The sequence below is a fragment of the Sphingomonas sp. CFBP9019 genome (assembly GCF_034045155.1).
In the GTDB taxonomy this organism is placed as follows: Bacteria; Pseudomonadota; Alphaproteobacteria; order Sphingomonadales; family Sphingomonadaceae; genus Sphingomonas; species Sphingomonas aerolata.
Window position 1 is genome coordinate 516,103 of record NZ_JAXCWK010000002.1, and the last position, 18,258, is coordinate 534,360.

Genomic DNA, 18,258 nt, shown 5'->3' on the forward strand with positions numbered 1-18,258 from the left:
GTTCAAAAAGTAACGAAAGAGCCTGCAAGATCAGGCGGCTTCCTTCTCCGCGTAGGCGGAAAGCACGCGCGCGAGCTGCGCTGCCGGAGCCTGCGTGATCGTCGCCAGCTTCGTGGCAGGTGCCACGATGAGGCCGAGGATCTTGGCACGCAGTTCATCCAGCGAGGGCAGCGTTGCGAGCGCCTTCACACCGTCGACGTCGAGGGTCGTCGCGCCCATCGCCCCACCCACGATTTCGAACTTGTCGTTCGTCTTCGCGAATTCCACGGCCACCTTGGCGGCCGCGACGGGATCGATGGAGCTGGCCAGACCGACCGGACCCGTGAGCATGTCGCCCAGCGAGCTGTAGTCGGTGCCGTCCATTGCGATCTTGGCAAGCTTGTTCTTCGAGACCTTGTAGGTCGCGCCGGCGTCGCGCATCTTGTTCCGCAGCACAGTGGACTGTGCGACGGTCAGGCCGAGGTTGCGCGTCACAACGACGACGCCGACCTCGGAGAAGGTGCGGTTCAGCTCGGCTACGGCCGCGGTCTTTTGATCACGATCCATGCCATTCTCCACGTTTTCAGGTTCACCATTTGCACGGTGGACCCGGTTACTAACCGGAGGCGCAGACAAGCCCGCGCTTCCGGGTGTCTCGTCGATGGGGCATGGGAGAGGGCAGGCGCCGGAGCGCTCCGCAAAATCTCATTCCCCGTCTAGGTGGGAGATTAAGCGCCGGCAAACCCGGTGCACCCACTGTCTCGGACGGAGTTCGGCAGGCGGACCCGCCGAACGAAGCCGCCGCATAGCGGAATCGGTCGCGAAGTCAATCGCCCAGATGCGGTCCGGTGCCTGTCGCGGAACCGTCACGCGACTGACGCGAAGGTGTCTCCGTTCCTTCACCGCACTGCCGCTTTACCCGGCCAAAGCTCCCCGCAGCGGTCAGATCGGCCGATCCGGGGGGACGTATGAAAATTCCGACGAACATGACGATGGCCTATCACGATGGCGATATCGACACGAACACCAGCGCCAATCCGCATCTGAACGATCTGATCGCGGTGCGCTATTCGCGTCGCCAGACGCTGATGGGGGGCCTGTCCGCCGCGACCGCCGCGGTGTTCGGCGGCATGCTGCTCGCGGGTTGCGACGAGGATGACCCGCGGCGTGCGGTCACCGTGCAGGCTGGTGCATCGGGCGCGACCTCGGCAGGCAAGACGGTCACGCTGACGGGCACGGTAGCGTCGGGCAGCGCGACGGGTGTCGCCTGGGCCCAGACCGGCGGCCCGGCCGTGACGCTCGCCAACGCGAACACCGCAACCGCAACCTTCACCGCACCCAGCGTCGCTGCCGACACCACGCTCACCTTCACCTTCACCGGCACCAGCACCGACGGCATCCGCAGCGAGACCTCGACCAGCGTCACCGTCAGCCCGGCGCGGCTCGACTTCACCGCGGTTCCCAAGAGCCTTGCCGACGTCGTCTCGGTGCCGGCCGGCTACAGCGTCACCGTGCTCTACCGCCTGGGCGACCCGATCGCGAGCGGCGTCGGCGCCTATGCCAATGACGGCAGCGACACGAACTTCGCACGCCGTGCGGGCGACCATCATGACGGCATGAGCTATTTCGGGCTGGCCGCGACCGGCAGCACCCCCGACGCCAACGGCAACACGCGCGGCCTGCTCGTGCTCAATCACGAGAATATCACCCAGGCCTATCTGCACCCCAATGGCGCGACCAGCACTGGCGGCGCGATCGGTGCGGGCGGTGTCCGCCCCGAGTCCGAGGCGCTGAAGGAGATGGAATGCCACGGCGTCTCAGTGATCGAGATCAGCCGGTCGGCCACCGCCTGGAGCTATGTCCCGGCCTCGGCGCTCAACCGCCGTATCACGCCGCTGACGCCGATGAGCTTCAGTGGTCCGGTCCGCGGCAATGCGCTGCTCAGGACGCGCTATTCGACCGACGGCACAGCGGGCCGCGGGACGATCAACAATTGCGCGAACGGCACGATGCCGTGGCACACCTATCTGACCAACGAGGAGAATTGGGCGGGCTATTTCCGTCGCCAGTTCGGTGACGTCGCCGCGCGGGGCGGGTCGACCGCCAAGCAGAATGTCTCGCTCGCCCGCTACGGCATCCGCGAGACCGCCAACGCCACCACCTTCAACGGCAATTACGGCTGGGCCTCGGTCGTGCCGGCCGATTCCGCCAACACGCTCTATGCGCGCTGGAACGTCACCACGACCGCCGCGACCGATGCCACCGGCGATTTCCGCAACGAGGCGTTCCAATATGGCTGGGTGGTCGAGATCGATCCGTTCGATCCCGCCTCAACCCCGCGCAAGCGCACCGCGCTCGGCCGCATGAACCATGAGGGTTGCGAGATCGGCCGGACGATCGCGGGCGTCAAGCCGGCCTTCTACATGGGCGACGATGCGCAGAACGAATATATCTACAAGTTCGTGTCCGCCACGCCCTGGTCGGCGGCAGACGCGACCGCGACCAACCGGCTCGCGATCGGCGACAAATATCTCGACTCGGGCACGCTCTATGTCGCCAAGCTCAACGCCGACGGTTCGGGCCAGTGGCTGCCGCTCGTGTTCGGGCAGGGGCCGCTGACCAGCGCCAATACGACCTATCCCTTTGCGGATCAGGCCGATGTGCTGATCAATGCGCGTCTGGCGGGCGATGTCCTGGGCGCGACCAAGATGGATCGACCCGAATGGACCGCGGTGAACCCGGCGACGGGCGAGATGTACTGCACGCTGACCAACAACTCGTCGCGCACCGCGGCGAATGTCGATGCGTCGAACCCGCGCGCCTATACCGATCCCAAGACCACCGGTGGCCAGACCACGGGCAACGCCAACGGCCATGTCATCCGTCTGCGCGAGACCGGCGACACGTCGGAGGCGACCGCCTTTACGTGGGACATCTACGCATTCGGTGCGGGCAGCGATCTCGATGCGACCAACATCAACCTGTCGGGGCTCGACGCGACCAACGACTTCTCGTCGCCCGATGGCCTGTGGTTCGGCCTGCCGAGCAATCCGACCGGCAATGTCACCCCGGTGATGTGGATCGAGACCGATGACGGCGCCTATACCGACGTCACCAACTGCATGCTGCTCGCGGCAATCCCGGGCCGCGTCGGCGACGGAGGTACGCGCGCCGTGACGAGCACGCTCGGCGGGACCAGCAACACGGTCACGACGCGGATCGGCAAGGCACCGGCCACGACGCTGCGGCGCTTCCTGGTCGGGCCGAAGGAATGCGAGATCACCGGCATCCACTCGACCCCGGATGGCCGCTCGCTGTTCGTCAACATCCAGCATCCCGGCGAGAATGGTGGTCCCACCAACATCACCAGCAGCTGGCCCGCGAACCAGGCCGGCGCGGTCGCGACCCCGTCGCGTCCGCGTTCGTCGACGATCGTCATCACCAAGAACGATGGCGGTATCATCGGGCTGTAAGCAGGGCAGGGGGCGGGTCGCATAACGGACCCGTCCCCGGCTTTCGGCGTTACCTCCTGCGAACGCATATCCAGCGTATCCGGAAAGGTTCGTCCATGACTCTCCCCGCATCGCCCGTCTGGTTCATCACGGGCTGCTCCACCGGCTTCGGCCGCGATCTCGCGAGGCTGGTGCTCGATCGCGGGTGGCGCGCCGTCGTCACCGCGCGCGATGCAGACCGGGTCGCCGACCTTGTCGAGGGCCATGACGACATCGCGCTCGCCCTCGCGCTCGACGTCAACGATCAGGCGCAGGTCGAGGCGGCGGTCGCAGCGGCCAAGGCCAAGTTCGGCCAGATCGACGTGCTCGTGAACAATGCGGGCTATGGCTATCAGGCGACCGCCGAAGAGGGGGACGAGGCCGAGATCCGTGCCCAGTTCGACACCAATGTGTTCGGGCTGTTCGCGATCACCCGCGCGGTCCTGCCGATCATGCGCGCGCAGGGCAGCGGCAACATCGTCAACTTCACCTCGGTCGCCGGGCTCATCGGGTTTCCGGGATCGGGTTATTATGCAGCATCGAAACATGCGGTCGAGGGCTGGTCCGACGCGCTGCTTGCCGAGGTCGGGCCACTCGGCATCGGCGTGACCTGTGTCGAGCCGGGGCCGTTCCGCACCGACTGGGCGGGGCGATCACTCCGCCAGACGCCAAGCCAGATTGCCGATTATGCCGATACCGCGGGCGCGCGGATGGCGGGAACGAAGGACGTCAGCGGGACGCAGGCCGGGGATCCGGTCCGGGCAGGCGAGGCGATCATCGCCGCGGTCAGCCAGGACGTGCCGCCGCGCCATCTGGTGCTCGGCGCATTCGGCTATGAGGCCGTGACCGCAAAGCTGCGCGAACGGCTGGCCGCGATTGAAGCGGCGCGCGACATCAGCCTGGGTGCGGACTTTCCAGCCGATGCGACCTGAGCGCATCAGGCGGCCCTGACGCAGAAAGGGCCGGGAGATCGCTCTCCCGGCCCCTTTCCTAACACTCAAAAGCGCGAACGCCGATCAGGCGCCGGCGACTTCCGTCGTGTCGACCTTGATCCCGGCACCCATGGTGCTCGAAACCGCAATCTTGCGGACATACTTGCCCTTCGCGCCCGACGGCTTGGCCTTGACCACGGCGTCGACCAGCGCATCGAAGTTCGCGCGCAGGTCTTCTGCCGGGAACGACGCCTTGCCGATGCCCGAGTGGATGATGCCGGCCTTCTCGACGCGATATTCGATCTGGCCGCCCTTGGCGTCCTTGACCGCCTGCGCGACGTTCATCGTCACCGTGCCGAGCTTCGGGTTCGGCATCAGGCCCTTGGGGCCCAGCACCTTACCGAGACGACCGACGATGCCCATCATGTCCGGGGTCGCGATGCAGCGATCGAAATCGATCGTGCCACCCTGGATGGTCTCCATCAGGTCTTCCGCGCCGACGACGTCTGCGCCTGCTGCGAGAGCCTCTTCAGCCTTCGCGCCGCGGGCGAACACGCCGACGCGGACGGTCTTGCCGGTGCCCTTGGGCAGCGTCACCACGCCGCGGACCATCTGGTCTGCGTGACGCGGATCGACGCCCAGGTTCAGCGCGACTTCGATCGTCTCGTCGAACTTCGACGTGGCGCCCGAGCGTGCGAGCGCGATCGCTTCGTCAATTGCGTGAAGCTTGACGGTGTCGACCGTGACGGCCTTCTGCTTCTTGGTCAGCTTTGCCATGATATCAGCCCTCCACCACTTCGAGGCCCATTGCGCGGGCGCTGCCTTCGATGATCTTCGTCGCAGCGTCGATATCGTTGGCGTTGAGGTCCTTCATCTTCGTCGTGGCGATCTCGCTCAGCTGCGAGCGCTTGATCTTGCCAGCGACGACCTTGCCCGGCTCCTTCGAACCCGACTTGAGACCGGCGGCCTCCTTGATCAGGTACGATGCCGGCGGGGTCTTCGTCTCGAACGAGAACGAGCGATCCGCATAGACCGTGATGACGGTCGGGATCGGCATGCCCTTCTTCAGTTCGCTCGTGCCGGCGTTGAACGCCTTGCAGAACTCCATGATGTTCACGCCGCGCTGACCCAGCGCAGGCCCGATCGGCGGCGCGGGCTTTGCCTCGCCTGCAGGGACCTGCAGCTTGATGTATCCGGTAATCTTTTTAGCCATGTCACTCTCTTGATAGGGGCCGCCCGCATAAGCGCGTACGGCCCGGTTTCGAGTCTAGCGGTACGAACGACGCACGCTCGACGCGCGTCTCCCGCAGGTTCCATCATCAGATGTTGGAAGCTGGCGCGCATAGCCGAGGCGTGCCGCTGGTGCAAGCCTGTGCACTGACCATTGGCGATCGCGGCGCAGGCGCCGGCCATGTCCCGGCGTCGGGATCGCCCGACCGGTCACAGCAACGGCTGGCGCTGAGTATGCAACCGATTGCAGTCCGAAAGTCTTCACCTTCACCGCAATGATCCAGATCAGCAAATTTCAAGTTATTCGTACAAGATGATCTAAATCATGAGCGAAAATACGGCAAATGTGGCAAGTCCTGCGCAAGGAGAGATTAGGACAGCCATGAGAGCGGCCTTTGATCATGAAAGCGGAACATTGAGATTCCTTACAATGGCGCTCGGGCTTGCGCTTGGTCTAATGATCCCGCTTGGATTCATATTGGCATGCTCGCTTATACTTGACCGACAGGTGACGATACTTGTCGTCGGAATTATCGTTGGAATATCCGCAACCTATGCCCTGTCAGTGATCCTGATGCGGCCGTCGAAGCATGACGAGGAGCATGTCGGGGACGCTGGTCCCAAGGTTTCGCTTGCCATGATCTGCCTCGCGACCGCGCTGATCGTCTGCGGGTTGAGCATCTATGTGTCCGACCGGCCGCATTATCTTCTCTACCGGGATATGCCGCATATCGCCGCGGCGATGCTGTTCCTGCCCGGCATGCTCGTCGGGTCTGGCTGTATCCTGTACCTGATCGCCGGGCGCGCCGTCTCGCGCTAGGCCGCGCGGTTCGTCGTCCGGACCGCGCCAAAAAAGCGCCGATGCGCCCGGGGCACTATGGTGCCGGCCTATAATGGAGGCCGGACGTGTCGTTGCACGCCCGTCACTCCGAGAGTTTCGGCATGGATACGATGATCAACGTCGCGGACGACGGCGGCAGATGGGATATGGCGAACGCCCCGTTCGTCGTCGACGCGCTGGCGCGGTCGATCCCGACGGTGCAATTCTCGATGGAAGGCGAGGTGCTGGCGGTCAATGATCGCTATCTGCGCATCTTCGGTCGCGAGGCGCAGGACCTGATCGGCGGCCATCACAGCAGCTTCGTCCGGCTGACCGCGGCGGGGACGGCGGACTATGCGACCGTCTGGAACACGCTGCGCAAGGGGCGTCTGATCCAGACCGAGTTCGGCAGCGTCGCCAAGGATGGTCGCGAAGTCTGGTTGCAGGCGACCTATATGCCCGTGCTGGACAGCAACGGCGTCCCGCAGCGCGTGTTCAAGCTCGCCAACGATATCACGCATGAGCATCAGCACGCCGCGGACAAAATCAAGATGCTCGAGGCGATCTCGCGATCGACCGCGATGATCGAATTCGCGCTCGACGGGACGATCCTGTCCGCCAATCCGCTCTATCTCGCAATTACCGGCTATACCGAGACCGACATTCGCGGTCGGCATCACCGCATGTTCGTGACCCCCGAGGACGCCTGTGATCCCAGTTATGAGCGGTTCTGGGAACGGCTGCGCGAGGGGGAGTTCATACGCTCCGAATTCCGCCGGATCGGGCGGGACGGGCGGCCGATCTGGCTGCAGGCCAGCTACAACCCCATCCTTGACGCGTGCGGCAAGCCGACACGGATCGTCAAGATCGCGACCGACATCACCGAATCGGTCGAGCTGCGCCTCGAAAACGCGCATCACGCGTTCAGCGACGCGCTGACCCAGCTCGCCAATCGGCGACGGTTCAACCGGACGCTGGCGGAGGAGGTACGCCGCGCGATCCGGTCGGGTGACGACCTGTCGCTGATCCTCATCGACATCGATCATTTCAAGCGGTTCAACGATAATCATGGTCATCAGCAGGGCGATGCGTGCCTGCGGATCGTCGCGACCGCCATCCGGTCAGCGGTGCGGCGCGCCAATGATCTGGTCGCGCGTTTCGGCGGCGAGGAATTCGCGGTGCTGCTGCCCAGTGCCGGTGCCGATGTTGCGGCGACCGCGGCGGAAACGATCCGTGCGGCGGTCGAGACGTTGCGCGTCGACCATCAGGACGGAACACGCCCGGTGCTGACCGTCAGCGTGGGTCACGCATCGCTTAGCCGGGATCACCGCAGCACCGACGTCCTCGCCGATGATCTCGTCGAGCGCGCGGACCGTGCGCTCTACCGGGCCAAGGAAGCCGGCCGCAACACCGTGTGCGACGACCGCGCCATCCATCCCAGGGGCTCCGTGACGCCGCCGTCCCGCGCGCCATTTTCCCGCTCGATCTCTCCCAAAGGATAACCCGAATGCTATGGTTCAAAGCCGACGCGCCTATCCGCCTGAAACTGTTGATCGCCTTTTCCAGTTTCGTCATTCTGGTCGCCTGCACCGCAATTGCGGGATTGGTCCTTAAGGGCACCGCGCTGATCGGCGCGGGCGTCGCGGCAACGCTGATTGCGGTTGGGCTTGGCTATACGTATCGCGAAATGATCGCGGTGCCCTATGTCACCACCGTCGTTCGCATGGAGGCGCTGGCCGCGGGTGATCTCGAAAGCCCGATCGAGTTCACGAACTTTCGCGACTGCGTCGGCCGCATGACCAAGGCGATGGGAACGTTCCAGGAGAATGCGCGGGTGCAGATTGCGCTGAACGTCGAGGCGTCACGCAACGCCGATGTGGTCAACCGCATGGCGCAGAATTTCAAGCAGGTGGCCGAGGGCAATCTGACTGTCGACATCACCGAGGACTATCCGGCGATCTACGAGGACCTGAAAGCGAACTTCAATATCGCGCTTGCCAGCTTGCGCGACCTGATCCGCTCGGTCGCGCAGGGCGCCTCCAGGATCCAGATCGGCTCGGGCGAGATTGCGCAGGCGTCCGAGGATCTGGCGCGGCGAACCGAGAGCACCGCGGCGAGCCTGGAGGAGACGTCGGCGGCGATCCATCAGATGGACAATCGCCTGAAGGATACCGCGCAGGGCGCGACGCGGTCGGTGGCGACGTCCGAGCAGGCGCTGAGCGCGCTCGATCATGGACGCCACAAGACCGACACGGCGGTCCAGGCGATGGAGCGCGTCAGCGATAGCGCAAAGGGGATCGACAGCGTCATCGAGGGACTCGACAAGATCGCGTTCCAGACCCGCGTCCTGGCGATGAACGCGGCGGTCGAGGCGGGACGCGCGGGCGATGCCGGACGTGGCTTTGCGGTGGTCGCCGATCTGGTGTCCGCGCTGGCGATGCGCGCGGAGGAAGAGGCCAAGCGCGCGCGCAACCAGCTGACCGTGACGCAGGTCGATATCGGTGCGGCGGTCGACGCGGTGCAACTGGTCGATCAGGCGCTGTCGGGGATCGTCGCCTCGGGGCGTGAAGCGGCGGATATTTCGCGGCAGATCGCGACCGACAACCAGGCGCAGGCCCTCGCGATCACCGAGGTGAGCGCCGCGGTCGGCAGCATGGACCAGGCGACGCAGAAGAACGCGGCAATGGTCGAGCAGACGTCCGCCGCGGCGCGGCAGCTCGCGCAGGAGGTCCAGCTGCTCGCACAGCACGCGCAACGCTTCGTCGTCGATGGCGGCGGGGTCCGGCAGGCGGCACCGGCCTCGGCGGCGCAGCCGGCAACGGGCGAACGCGACCATTATACGCTGGCGAGCGATACCCGGCGGCTGCCCGCCTCCGCGATCACCGCGCTGACCCGGCCGAGCTGGTAGGACTGACCAGCCGGGTCGGGTGCGGGTCCTGGTCTAGAAGCGGGCGCGCATGCCGAGCCGGTAGATGCGGCCGAGCGTGTCGTAGAGCGCGGGGTTCACGTCGAGGCCGGTATTGGTCTGCGGCGCGGGTTCGGGATCGTGATCGAACAGGTTGTCGACCTTGAAGAACAGGCTGACCTGCTTGGACAGGTTCACCGACCCGCCGAGATCGACATAGAAGGCGCCCTTCATCGTGTTGTAATCGATCGTCGGGTTATTGGCGGTCGAAGCGGGGCAGGCGGTCGTGCACACGACATACTGGCTGCCGAAATTGCCGTCGGAGAGCCAGCGTTCCTGCAACGTCAGGCTGAAGAGGTCATTGTCGTAGCTCTGCGTGGCGAGCCATTTCCAGTCGGGCGTCGCCCCATTGTTGGCGCCCGCCTGGTCGACCGTCGCGACGCCGGCGATGCCCGCCTTCACAAGGAACTCGCGGACATTGGTGCCGAGCGCGCGGAGGGTGAAATTGCCCGGCAGGCCGAGCGGCCGCTTCCACTGGTAGCTCGCTTCGATGTCGAACCCGCTGGTCTTCCACGAGGCGAGGTTGAATGGCTGGACGTTGATGAAATTGCCGCCCTGGGTCGGGCTGTTCAGCACGAAGCCGCCGCAGAACGCCTGATTGCCCTCGAAGCAGAAGCGCACGATCTGGTCGGCCGACAGCGTCGAGATCACGCCGTCGAGCTTGATGCTGTAATAGTCGAACGACAGGCCGAGCCCGGGCAGCCAGGACGGGTGCGACAGGACGATGCCGGCCTCGGTATTGCGCGCGATCTCGGGCTTCAGGTCCGGATTGCCGATGGTGTTCTGGAACGCCTGGACGCCGCCGCCGGGGGGGAAGGGGTTGGTGAAGTTGGGCAGCGTCGTGACGGTCGGCGCGGCGAACAGTTCGGACAAATTGGGTGCGCGGACGTCGCGCGACGTCACCGCGCGCAGGCGGATGCCGTCGAGCGGCGTCTCCCAGGTGCCGCCGATCTTCCACGCCCAGATCGTCCCCGACGTGCTGTAATGCGTGACGCGACCCGCACCGTTCAGGTTCGCGCGACCGATTGCATCGCCCTTGAACAGCGGCAGGTTCAGCTCGAGAAAGCCTTCATAGACCTCGTATTTGCCGCCACCGTTCTTGTAGTTGCCCGCCGCCCAGTTGCTGCCCAAAGTCGAGTTGAGCAGCGGGTCCGCGGGATAGTCGGCGCTGTTGGGGCTGAGCGCAGTGACGCCGGCGCCATAGGGATCGCCGTGGACGCGGTAATATTCCCGCCGATATTCGCCGCCGAACGCGACCGCGAGCGGCCCCGCCCACAGGCCGAGCGGCTCGCCTGAAAAGTTCAGGCTGGCGACGTCCTGCGTCAGCTTGGTCCGCTGCATCGGTCCGTTGACCGGCGTGACATAGGCGAGCGCTGCGGCGGAGGGCGGCGACCCGCCGAAGATGTTGATCGGCTGACACCCGGCAGCGCGAGCGGCGGCGTCGGCGCAGACGATCGCGCCGTTCAGCGTGATCGCGTTGGCAGCCGCGACATAGCGGTTCTGCAACACGGTGTTCTCGACATCGATATGCGCGATCGTGATGCCATGTTCGTAATAGCCGTCATAATTCCAGTCGGTGCCGGCCAGATCGAACCGCCCCTTAAGCCCTCCCACGAACCGGTATTGGCGGCGGTCGGTCTGCACCAGCGGATCGGGGAAATTGCCGTTGCTGGTGCCGAAGCCGAACTGCGTGATCCCGGCGGTCGCACAGCGATCGCGGATCAGCTGCGGCAGATACGGATTGGCGCACTGCACGGTCAGACTGGGGCGATTATAGCCCGGGCTCGGCTGGTTGCTGGTCTTCACCTGCGCGAGGTTGACGGTGACATAGGCTTCGTTGTTCTCGGCAAAGTCGAAACCGACGCGGGTAAAGCCGTTGAGGCGTTCGAGCGAGGATTTGAGCGATGCGCCCGAGCCGGGTGCACCCGACAGGTCGCCGCCGACGCAGAAGCTGTTGCCTGGGAAGCAGCCGGTCACGCCACCCGTCCCGGTCGGGCGTCCGTTCGATCCATAGTTGAAGTTGAACGGCGAACCGTTCTGGTCGAACGCGATCCCCTGTAGCGGGCCGTTGTTGATCAGCCCGAACCGCGCATATTGATAGGGCTGCGCATAGTCGCGATAGTTGAACTGCGGCAGGCCGTTATTCGCCTGGCCCGTATTGACCAGCGTCGTCGCGCGGTACCAGTCGCGCCCCTTGGCGAGATCGGTGCCGAAATCGCCGGGCCCGACGCCGTCCTCATGATCATATTCGGCGCTGACGATCAGGTGCAGCCGGTCATTGAACAGCGATTTGCCGAACGCCGCCTGGACCAGCGCCTGCTGATCGTCGCCGTAATTGGTGATGCCGCCCTGGATATTGCCCTTGAACCCGGTGAACCGCGTGTCGGTGATGAAGTTGACCACGCCGCCGACCGCGTCCGAGCCGTAAGAAGCGGACGCACCGCCTGTGACCACGTCGACGCGCTTGACGAGCAGTTGCGGGAACATGCTGATGTCCGGAACGCCCGTCACGTTCGCGCCGACGACGCGTTGCCCGTCGAGCAGCGTCAGCGTCCGGATCGGTCCGAGACCCCGCAGCGAAAACGAGCTGAGCCCCTGCGTCCCGCTTGACGTGCTGAACGTGCCGGTCGCCGCACCGGTCGAGCCTTGCAGCGACGGCAACTGCGCGATCGCGTTGAAGATATTCGGCTGGGCATTTTTGAGGATCTGCTCCTCGCCGATCACGGTCGTCGGCGTCGGCGCGTTGAACCCGCTGGTGGTGATGCGCGTGCCGGTGACGACGATGTCGGCCGCGGACGCCGGCGGCGGGCTGTCCTCGGCAAGCGGCGTCGCCGGCGTCACGGTCGGGGGCGGGGCCGGGGGGGCGGTCTGGGCGAGAACGGGTGTCCCGATCAGCGCGATCGCCGACACCATCATCCCGGTCGCGGTGCCGCTGATGCGTGCGGCAAAATCTCGGTCGTGCCTGGCCTTCGCCATGATCCCATCCCCTTTCGGTCATGGCCCAGGCCGTCTGTCCGGTCCGGGTCCGCAATCCGTTATGCGGCGATCCTATCGTGGACCGGCGGGGGGAACATCTACGACCATCGTCGCAACGTTCGGAGTGCAATCAGGGCATGAGACGCTTGCGGCCCTGCGACAAATGCCACCGCATCGCCAGCGCGGCACCGTCGGCATCCTGCGCCCGGATCGCCTCGACGATCGCGTCATGCTCGTCCATCATCGCGCCGATCACCTCTGGCGCGCGCGACCGCGATATGTCCACGCCGGCGCGCAGGATCCGCATCACGGCATCCTGGAGATGCTCGAACACCGGCAGGAACGCCGCGTTGGCGGTCGCCTCGACGATCGCGCGGTGGAGCAGCCAGTCCTCGTCATGCGCCGGGGCGTTCGACAGCAGCGCCGCGCGCAACGCCTCCAGCGCCTGCTCGATCGCCGCGAGCTGTTCGTCCGAGCGTCGCTGCGCCGCCAGCCGCGCCGCCTCCGCCTCGAGCACGAAGCGGACCTCATAGGTGCCCAGCGTTGCGGCGAGCGCGTCCATCGGCATGTGCGTGCCGAGCCGTGCGGACGGCCGCCGCTTGACATAGGAGCCGGCGCCGAGCCGCGCCTGGGTAATGCCGTCCGAGGCGAGCCGGGCCAGCGCCTCGCGGACGATCGTCCGCGACATGCCGAACATCGCCGCGAGCTTCGCCTCCGATGGCAGCCGGTCGCCGATCGCGAGTTCCTCGTCGGTGATGATCCGCACGATCGCGGTATAGGCGCGATCCGCCAGCCGCCCCTCGCTCACGGGCACCCGCCCCCTCTCGTCACCGCATCCTGTCCCATCTCAGACGACATAGCTCAGCGCCAGGACGAGGACGAGGCCGACCACCGAGATCGCGGTCTCGAGTAGCGACCAGGTGCGGAAGGTGTCGGCAGTACTCGTGCCGACATAGCTCTTGACCAGCCAGAAGCCGGGATCGTTGACATGGCTGAAGAAGACCGAGCCCGCGCCGATCGCGAGCACGACGAGTTCGGGGGATACGCCCGAATTCGCGACGACGCCGGGCATGATCCCGACCGCGGTGATCGTCGCGACCGTCGCCGACCCCGCCGCGAGCCGGATCGCGACCGCGACAAGCCAGCCCAGCAGCAGCGGGGAGATCGCGTACATCAACACCGTCCGGGCGAGCAGGTCGGACAGCCCGGCGGTCACCAGCACCTGTTTCAGCGCGCCGCCCGCGCCGATCGCCAGCAGGATTGCCCCCGCCGCGCCCATCGTTTCATGCCACACCGCGTCCTGGATCGCCGCCTCGCGCAGCCGTCGCCCGAACAGCAGCGGCAGCGCGACGAGGTTGGTCAGCAGCAGCGCGACGACCGGGTTGCTCGCCGCGACGAGCCAGCCCGCCCCCTTCAGCGCGGGCATCATCTGGCCCAGCTCGCCCGTCGCGATCATCAGCACCGGCAGCAGCACGATCAGCAGCGACCAGAGCCGCGGCGGCGGTGCTATGGCGAGCCCGGCGTCGGTCGCGACCGGTGACGCCAGCCGGACGCCGCGCGTCGTGATCTTCGCCAGCAGCGGACCCGCGATCACCGCGGTGGGGATCGCGATCAGGATGCCGTACAGCATCGTCCGCCCCAGATCCGCGCCCAGCGCCTCGACCGCGAGCAATGGACCCGGATGCGGCGGGACGAGCGCATGGACGACGCCGAGCCCGGCCAGCGCGGGCATGATCAGCCGGAGCTTGGCGGCATCCCGTACCGGGCCGTCCTCGCCCGTCATTTCCTCCGCGGCGGCGACGACGATCGGCAGCAGCAGGACGAGCCCGGTTTCGAAGAACAGCGGCAGGCCGACGACGATCGCGATGCCCAGCGTGGCCCAGGGGGCGGCGCGTGCGCCGGTCATCTGCAGCGCGCCGCGGGCGAGCGACGCCGCGGCCCCCGACAAATGCAGCATCGCGCCGAGCGACAGGCCGAGCGCGACGACGAGACCGGTCCCGCCGATGATGTCGCCGACCCCCTTCTGCACCGCCTTGGCGACGTCGGGCAGCGGCAGGCCGGCCAGCAGCCCGACGGTGAACGCGCCGCACAACAGGCCGATAAAGGGATGCAGCCGGCCGCGGACGATCATCACGACGGCCAGCGCGATGCCCGCCAGCGCCGCGATCACGAGCCTCAGGTCGCCGCCGATCACGGATGGGTGCCGTTCGTTCGCGTGCGACCGCGCTGTGACTGCATCATCGACATCACTCCCAATGATCCGACGACGCGTTCGCCTGCCGGTTTGATAACAGCTGTAGGACAGGTTTCTGTCTGACGACACCGAAAAGGCTTGATCACCGTGAAAATGCGGAGGCATAGTGAGGACCTGTCCAACCGACTCCGCAAGAGAGATCGATGGGCCGGCACTGAAAAGCCTTTGACCGCGGCGATCGACCGGGGCGTGAAAAGCCGACAGCAGAGGAGGATGACCATGGACGGGACTGCCCAGACCGCACGGCAAATCCAGCACGCCCCCACGACCTCGAACGCGATCTCGAACGCGGGCCAGGCGCTTGCCATGCGCGCGCCGCTGCCGCGGCTGACGCCGACGCAGATCAAGGTCCTGCGCGGGGTGCATTCGGGATTGCTCAACAAGCAGATCGCCTTCGATCTCGGCATCGCGGAAGCGACCGTGAAGGCGCACATGACCGCGTTGATGCGCAAGCTCAACGTGCGCAACCGCACGCAGGTCGCGGTGCTCGCGCATACGCTGATGCTGCAGGCGGCCTGACCCGGCTACGACCTTTGTCGCGCCTGAAGCGATCAGCGGCTTGCATTAGGCCGGTACCCGGGCGGCACTCACGGAGAGATGAATGATGGACGTGAAATGGCTGGCGGGCACGGCGCTGCTGCTGCTCGCGACCCCGGCGTTCGCCGGGACGACGTCGGTCTATCGTACCGCGCCGGCCGATCCGCGGGCGATCACGGTCCGCGGCGTCGGCGATGGCCGTGCCGATGACAGCGCGGCGATCCAGCAGGCGATCGACGCGGCGGCGGCGGGCGGCAAGGGCGGCGTCGTCTTCCTGCCATCGGGCCGGTACCGGATCAGCCGGACGATCTTCGTCCGCTCGGCGGTTCGCCTGTTCGGGGTGGGAGCGACCCGGCCCGAGATCCTGCTCGCCGATAACAGTGCGGGCTTCGCATCCGGCGTGGCCGCGATGGTCAGCTTCACCGGCGAGGATCAATACCGGGTCGGCAAGGCACCGGTGCCGCCGCGGACCAGCGTGCCGTTCGATCCGAGCATCTTCGACGCGACGTCGAGCACCTTCTATTCGGCGCTGTCGAACGTCGACTTCCGGATCGGCGCGGGGAATGCAGGCGCGGTCGCGGTGCGCTTCCGCGTCGCGCAGCATGGCTATCTGCGGCATGCCGACTTTCATATCGGATCGGGGCTGGCGGGCGTCTATCAGGCAGGCAATGCCTTCGAGAACCTGCGCTTCTTCGGTGGGCGCTATGGCATCATGTCGGAAAAGACGTCGCCCGCCTGGCAGTTCACGCTGCTCGATTCGGAGTTTTCCGGGCAGCGCGATGCTGCGATCCGCGAGCATGAGGTCGATCTGACTTTGGTCAACGTCGTCATCCGCGACACGCCGGTCGGTATCGAGATCGATCGCGGCTATTCGGATTCGCTGTGGGGGAAGGACGTCCGGTTCGAAAAAGTGACGCGTGCGGGCGTCGTCGTCTCGAACGAGGGCAGCGTCTTCACGCAGATCGGGTTCGACAATGCGGTGGCGGTCGACACCCCGGTCTTCGTGCGGTTTCGCGACAGCGGCAAGACGGTGGCGGGATCGGGCGCGCGCTACCGGGTCAGCGACTTCTCCTATGGCCTGAAGCTGCCGGCGCTGGGTGCGATCGGCGACTATGCGACCGACATCGCGATGACGCCGCTCGCTCGCTCGCCCGCTCGGCCCGCGCGCGCAATCCGGGCAATGCCGCCGGTTCAGGACTGGGCCAATGTCCATGATCTCGGCGTCAAAGGCGACGACGAGACCGACGATACCGCCGCGCTGCAGCGCGCGGTCGACACGCACCGCGTGCTGTATTTCCCGACCGGGCGCTACCGCGTCACCGACACGATCCGCCTCCGGCCCGACACCGTGCTGATCGCGCTGCATCCCGGGCTCACGCATCTCTATCTCGCCGATGCGACACCGGCCTTCATGGGGGTCGGGGGCCCCAAGGCGCTGATCGAAAGCGCCAAGGGGGGCGATGCGATCGTGTCCGGGCTGGGGCTGTGGACCGGTGGGGTCAACCCGCGCGCGACCGCATTGCTGTGGAAGGCGGGCGAGGCGTCGATGGTCAACGACGTCAAGATCCAGGGCGGCGGCGGCACCGCGCTGACCAAGGGAAGCCCGATCGGCTTCGGCGACCCGCGTGCGCGCTTCGACGGGCAATATCCCAGCATATGGGTGACGGACGGCGGTGGCGGCACCTTTGCCGCCTTGTGGTCCCCCAACACGCTGGCATCGGCGGGGTTTCACGTGTCGAACACCAGCACGCCGGGCCATGTCTACCAGCTGTCGGCCGAGCATCATTATCGCGCCGAAATCGTGCTCGATCATGTCGCGAACTGGGAATTCCTCGCGCCGCAGACCGAGCAGGAGGTTCGGGACGGCGTCGACGCGATCTCGACCGAGATCCGCCATTCGCGCAACATCCTGTTCGCCAATTATCACGGCTACCGCGTCACCCGCTCGATCAAGCCGATGGATGCGGCGATCAAGCTCTACGAGTCGGGCGATATCCGCTTCCGCAACGTCCATGTGAACGCGGAGAGCGGGTTTGCGAGCTGCGATGCCAAGGGCTGCGGCACCTTCCTGCGGGCGAGCAAATATCCCTTCGAGAACGCGATCAAGGACATCACCGGCGGGCAGGAGGTCCGCGAGCGCGAGTTCGCCCGGCTCGACGTTCCTGCGACTCCCGCGCCCAAGGCTCCGGCTCCGGCGGCGGTCGAGAAGCTCGCCGACGGCTTTTATTCGATCGCCGGCGGTGCGGTCGACGCGAACGGCAAGCTCTACTTTATCGACCGCCATTTCCAGCGCATTCACGGCTGGTCGAAGCGCGAAGGTCTGTCGATCGTCGCGGAGGCACCACTCGATCCGGTCAATCTGATGGTAGATCGATCGGGGCGGCTGCTGGTCCTGTCGTCGGCAGGACGCGATGCCACGGTCTACAGCATCGATCCGGCAAAGTCCGCCGACGTCCAGGTCATCGCGCCGACCGCGATCGCCGAGTCCGGCCCGGCGAACAGGGATGCCGCCACCGTGCTGCCGGTCAACGTCTGGGAAAACGGCGAATTCGCGGACCGGATCGATCCCGTCAGCTATCAGTATCCGACGATGGCGGACCTGTTCGCGGCGAAGATGGGCGAGGCCAAGGCGGCGCACTATGTGTCGCCCGACGGTTCGCTCGCGCTGCCTGCCTTTCGCGTGTGGAATCAGGGGCCGGACGATCATCAGGGATGGCGCTGGTCGGATACGCTCAACGCGAACGGCTTCGTCGCCGCGCGGCCCGGCGAGCGCGTCGTCCTGACCAATGCGTCGGAGAACCGCACCTATAGCGGTCTGGTCGGGGCGCAGGGCAGGGTCACCGACCTGAAGCCGGTGGCCGATCGCGGTGGCGAAAGCGTCGCGCGCGATGCCGCGGGCCGGCTCTACGTCGCCAATGGGCAGGTGTTCGTCTATGACGCCGGCGGCGCGCTGGTCCGGCGGATCGACGTGCCCGACCGTCCGCTGCAGTTGGTGATCGGCGGCCCCGACAACCACACGCTCTTCATCCTCACCCACCATGCGCTCTACGCCACAGCTATCTGAGGGCGCGCGC

The 18,258-nt window shown here is 66.2% G+C and carries 13 protein-coding genes; 7 read left to right on the forward strand and 6 right to left on the reverse strand.

Features of this window, described 5'->3' with window-relative positions; translation table 11 throughout:
* Positions 1–30: 30 nt before the first annotated feature.
* A complete protein-coding gene (gene rplJ, locus SOM18_RS06400; protein ID WP_031392843.1) occupies positions 31–546 on the reverse strand; it encodes a 50S ribosomal protein L10 in 516 nt (171 codons plus the stop codon).
* 401 nt (positions 547–947) lie between these two features.
* On the opposite strand from rplJ, the gene SOM18_RS06405 reads away from it, so the two are divergent.
* Together SOM18_RS06405 and SOM18_RS06410 are read left to right on the forward strand one after the other, a co-directional pair.
* Positions 948–3,452, forward strand: a complete 2,505-nt coding sequence (locus tag SOM18_RS06405) for a PhoX family protein (RefSeq protein ID WP_320481461.1) — start codon at positions 948–950, stop codon at positions 3,450–3,452.
* A gap of 95 nt (positions 3,453–3,547) precedes the next feature.
* A complete protein-coding gene (locus SOM18_RS06410) occupies positions 3,548–4,402 on the forward strand; it encodes an oxidoreductase (RefSeq protein ID WP_320481462.1) in 855 nt (284 codons plus the stop codon).
* A gap of 84 nt (positions 4,403–4,486) precedes the next feature.
* Here SOM18_RS06410 and rplA read toward each other — a convergent pair whose 3' ends face one another.
* Together rplA and rplK are read right to left on the reverse strand one after the other, a co-directional pair.
* Positions 4,487–5,179, reverse strand: coding sequence for a 50S ribosomal protein L1 (gene rplA, locus SOM18_RS06415; RefSeq protein ID WP_031439626.1), 693 nt, complete (start codon positions 5,177–5,179; stop codon positions 4,487–4,489).
* Positions 5,180–5,183: 4 nt separating this feature from the next.
* Positions 5,184–5,615 carry a 50S ribosomal protein L11 gene (gene rplK, locus SOM18_RS06420; protein WP_031392847.1) on the reverse strand — a complete coding sequence of 144 codons (432 nt, stop codon included), beginning with the start codon at positions 5,613–5,615 and terminating at the stop codon, positions 5,184–5,186.
* Between the two features lie 525 nt (positions 5,616–6,140).
* On the opposite strand from rplK, the gene SOM18_RS06425 reads away from it, so the two are divergent.
* The 3 genes from SOM18_RS06425 to SOM18_RS06435 all read left to right on the forward strand — a co-directional run bounded on the left by SOM18_RS06425 (position 6,141) and on the right by SOM18_RS06435 (position 9,360).
* Positions 6,141–6,452 carry a hypothetical protein gene (locus tag SOM18_RS06425; protein ID WP_152555395.1) on the forward strand — a complete coding sequence of 104 codons (312 nt, stop codon included), beginning with the start codon at positions 6,141–6,143 and terminating at the stop codon, positions 6,450–6,452.
* A gap of 122 nt (positions 6,453–6,574) precedes the next feature.
* Positions 6,575–7,954 (forward strand): sensor domain-containing diguanylate cyclase, encoded by a 1,380-nt coding sequence (locus SOM18_RS06430; protein WP_052380847.1) that lies wholly within the window; start codon positions 6,575–6,577, stop codon positions 7,952–7,954.
* Positions 7,955–7,959: 5 nt separating this feature from the next.
* Positions 7,960–9,360: a methyl-accepting chemotaxis protein gene (locus SOM18_RS06435; protein ID WP_081874137.1), complete on the forward strand. Its 1,401-nt coding sequence runs from the start codon at positions 7,960–7,962 to the stop codon at positions 9,358–9,360.
* Positions 9,361–9,393: 33 nt separating this feature from the next.
* On the opposite strand, the gene SOM18_RS06440 is transcribed toward SOM18_RS06435, so the two are convergent.
* From SOM18_RS06440 to SOM18_RS06450, 3 genes are all read right to left on the reverse strand, one after another.
* Entirely contained in the window at positions 9,394–12,393 is a 3,000-nt protein-coding gene (locus SOM18_RS06440) for a TonB-dependent receptor plug domain-containing protein (protein WP_320481463.1), read from the reverse strand.
* Positions 12,394–12,523: 130 nt separating this feature from the next.
* On the reverse strand, positions 12,524–13,201 hold the full coding sequence (locus SOM18_RS06445) for a FadR/GntR family transcriptional regulator (RefSeq protein ID WP_037529848.1): 678 nt from the start codon (positions 13,199–13,201) through the stop codon (positions 12,524–12,526).
* Between the two features lie 39 nt (positions 13,202–13,240).
* Positions 13,241–14,587 (reverse strand): GntP family permease, encoded by a 1,347-nt coding sequence (locus SOM18_RS06450; RefSeq protein WP_031439619.1) that lies wholly within the window; start codon positions 14,585–14,587, stop codon positions 13,241–13,243.
* A 366-nt stretch (positions 14,588–14,953) separates the two neighbouring features.
* On the opposite strand from SOM18_RS06450, the gene SOM18_RS06455 reads away from it, so the two are divergent.
* Together SOM18_RS06455 and SOM18_RS06460 are read left to right on the forward strand one after the other, a co-directional pair.
* Positions 14,954–15,166, forward strand: a complete 213-nt coding sequence (locus SOM18_RS06455; RefSeq protein ID WP_037529849.1) for a helix-turn-helix domain-containing protein — start codon at positions 14,954–14,956, stop codon at positions 15,164–15,166.
* An 85-nt stretch (positions 15,167–15,251) separates the two neighbouring features.
* Complete coding sequence (locus SOM18_RS06460; protein WP_152555397.1) at positions 15,252–18,248, forward strand: glycosyl hydrolase family 28-related protein; 2,997 nt, start codon at positions 15,252–15,254, stop codon at positions 18,246–18,248.
* Positions 18,249–18,258: the final 10 nt, after the last annotated feature.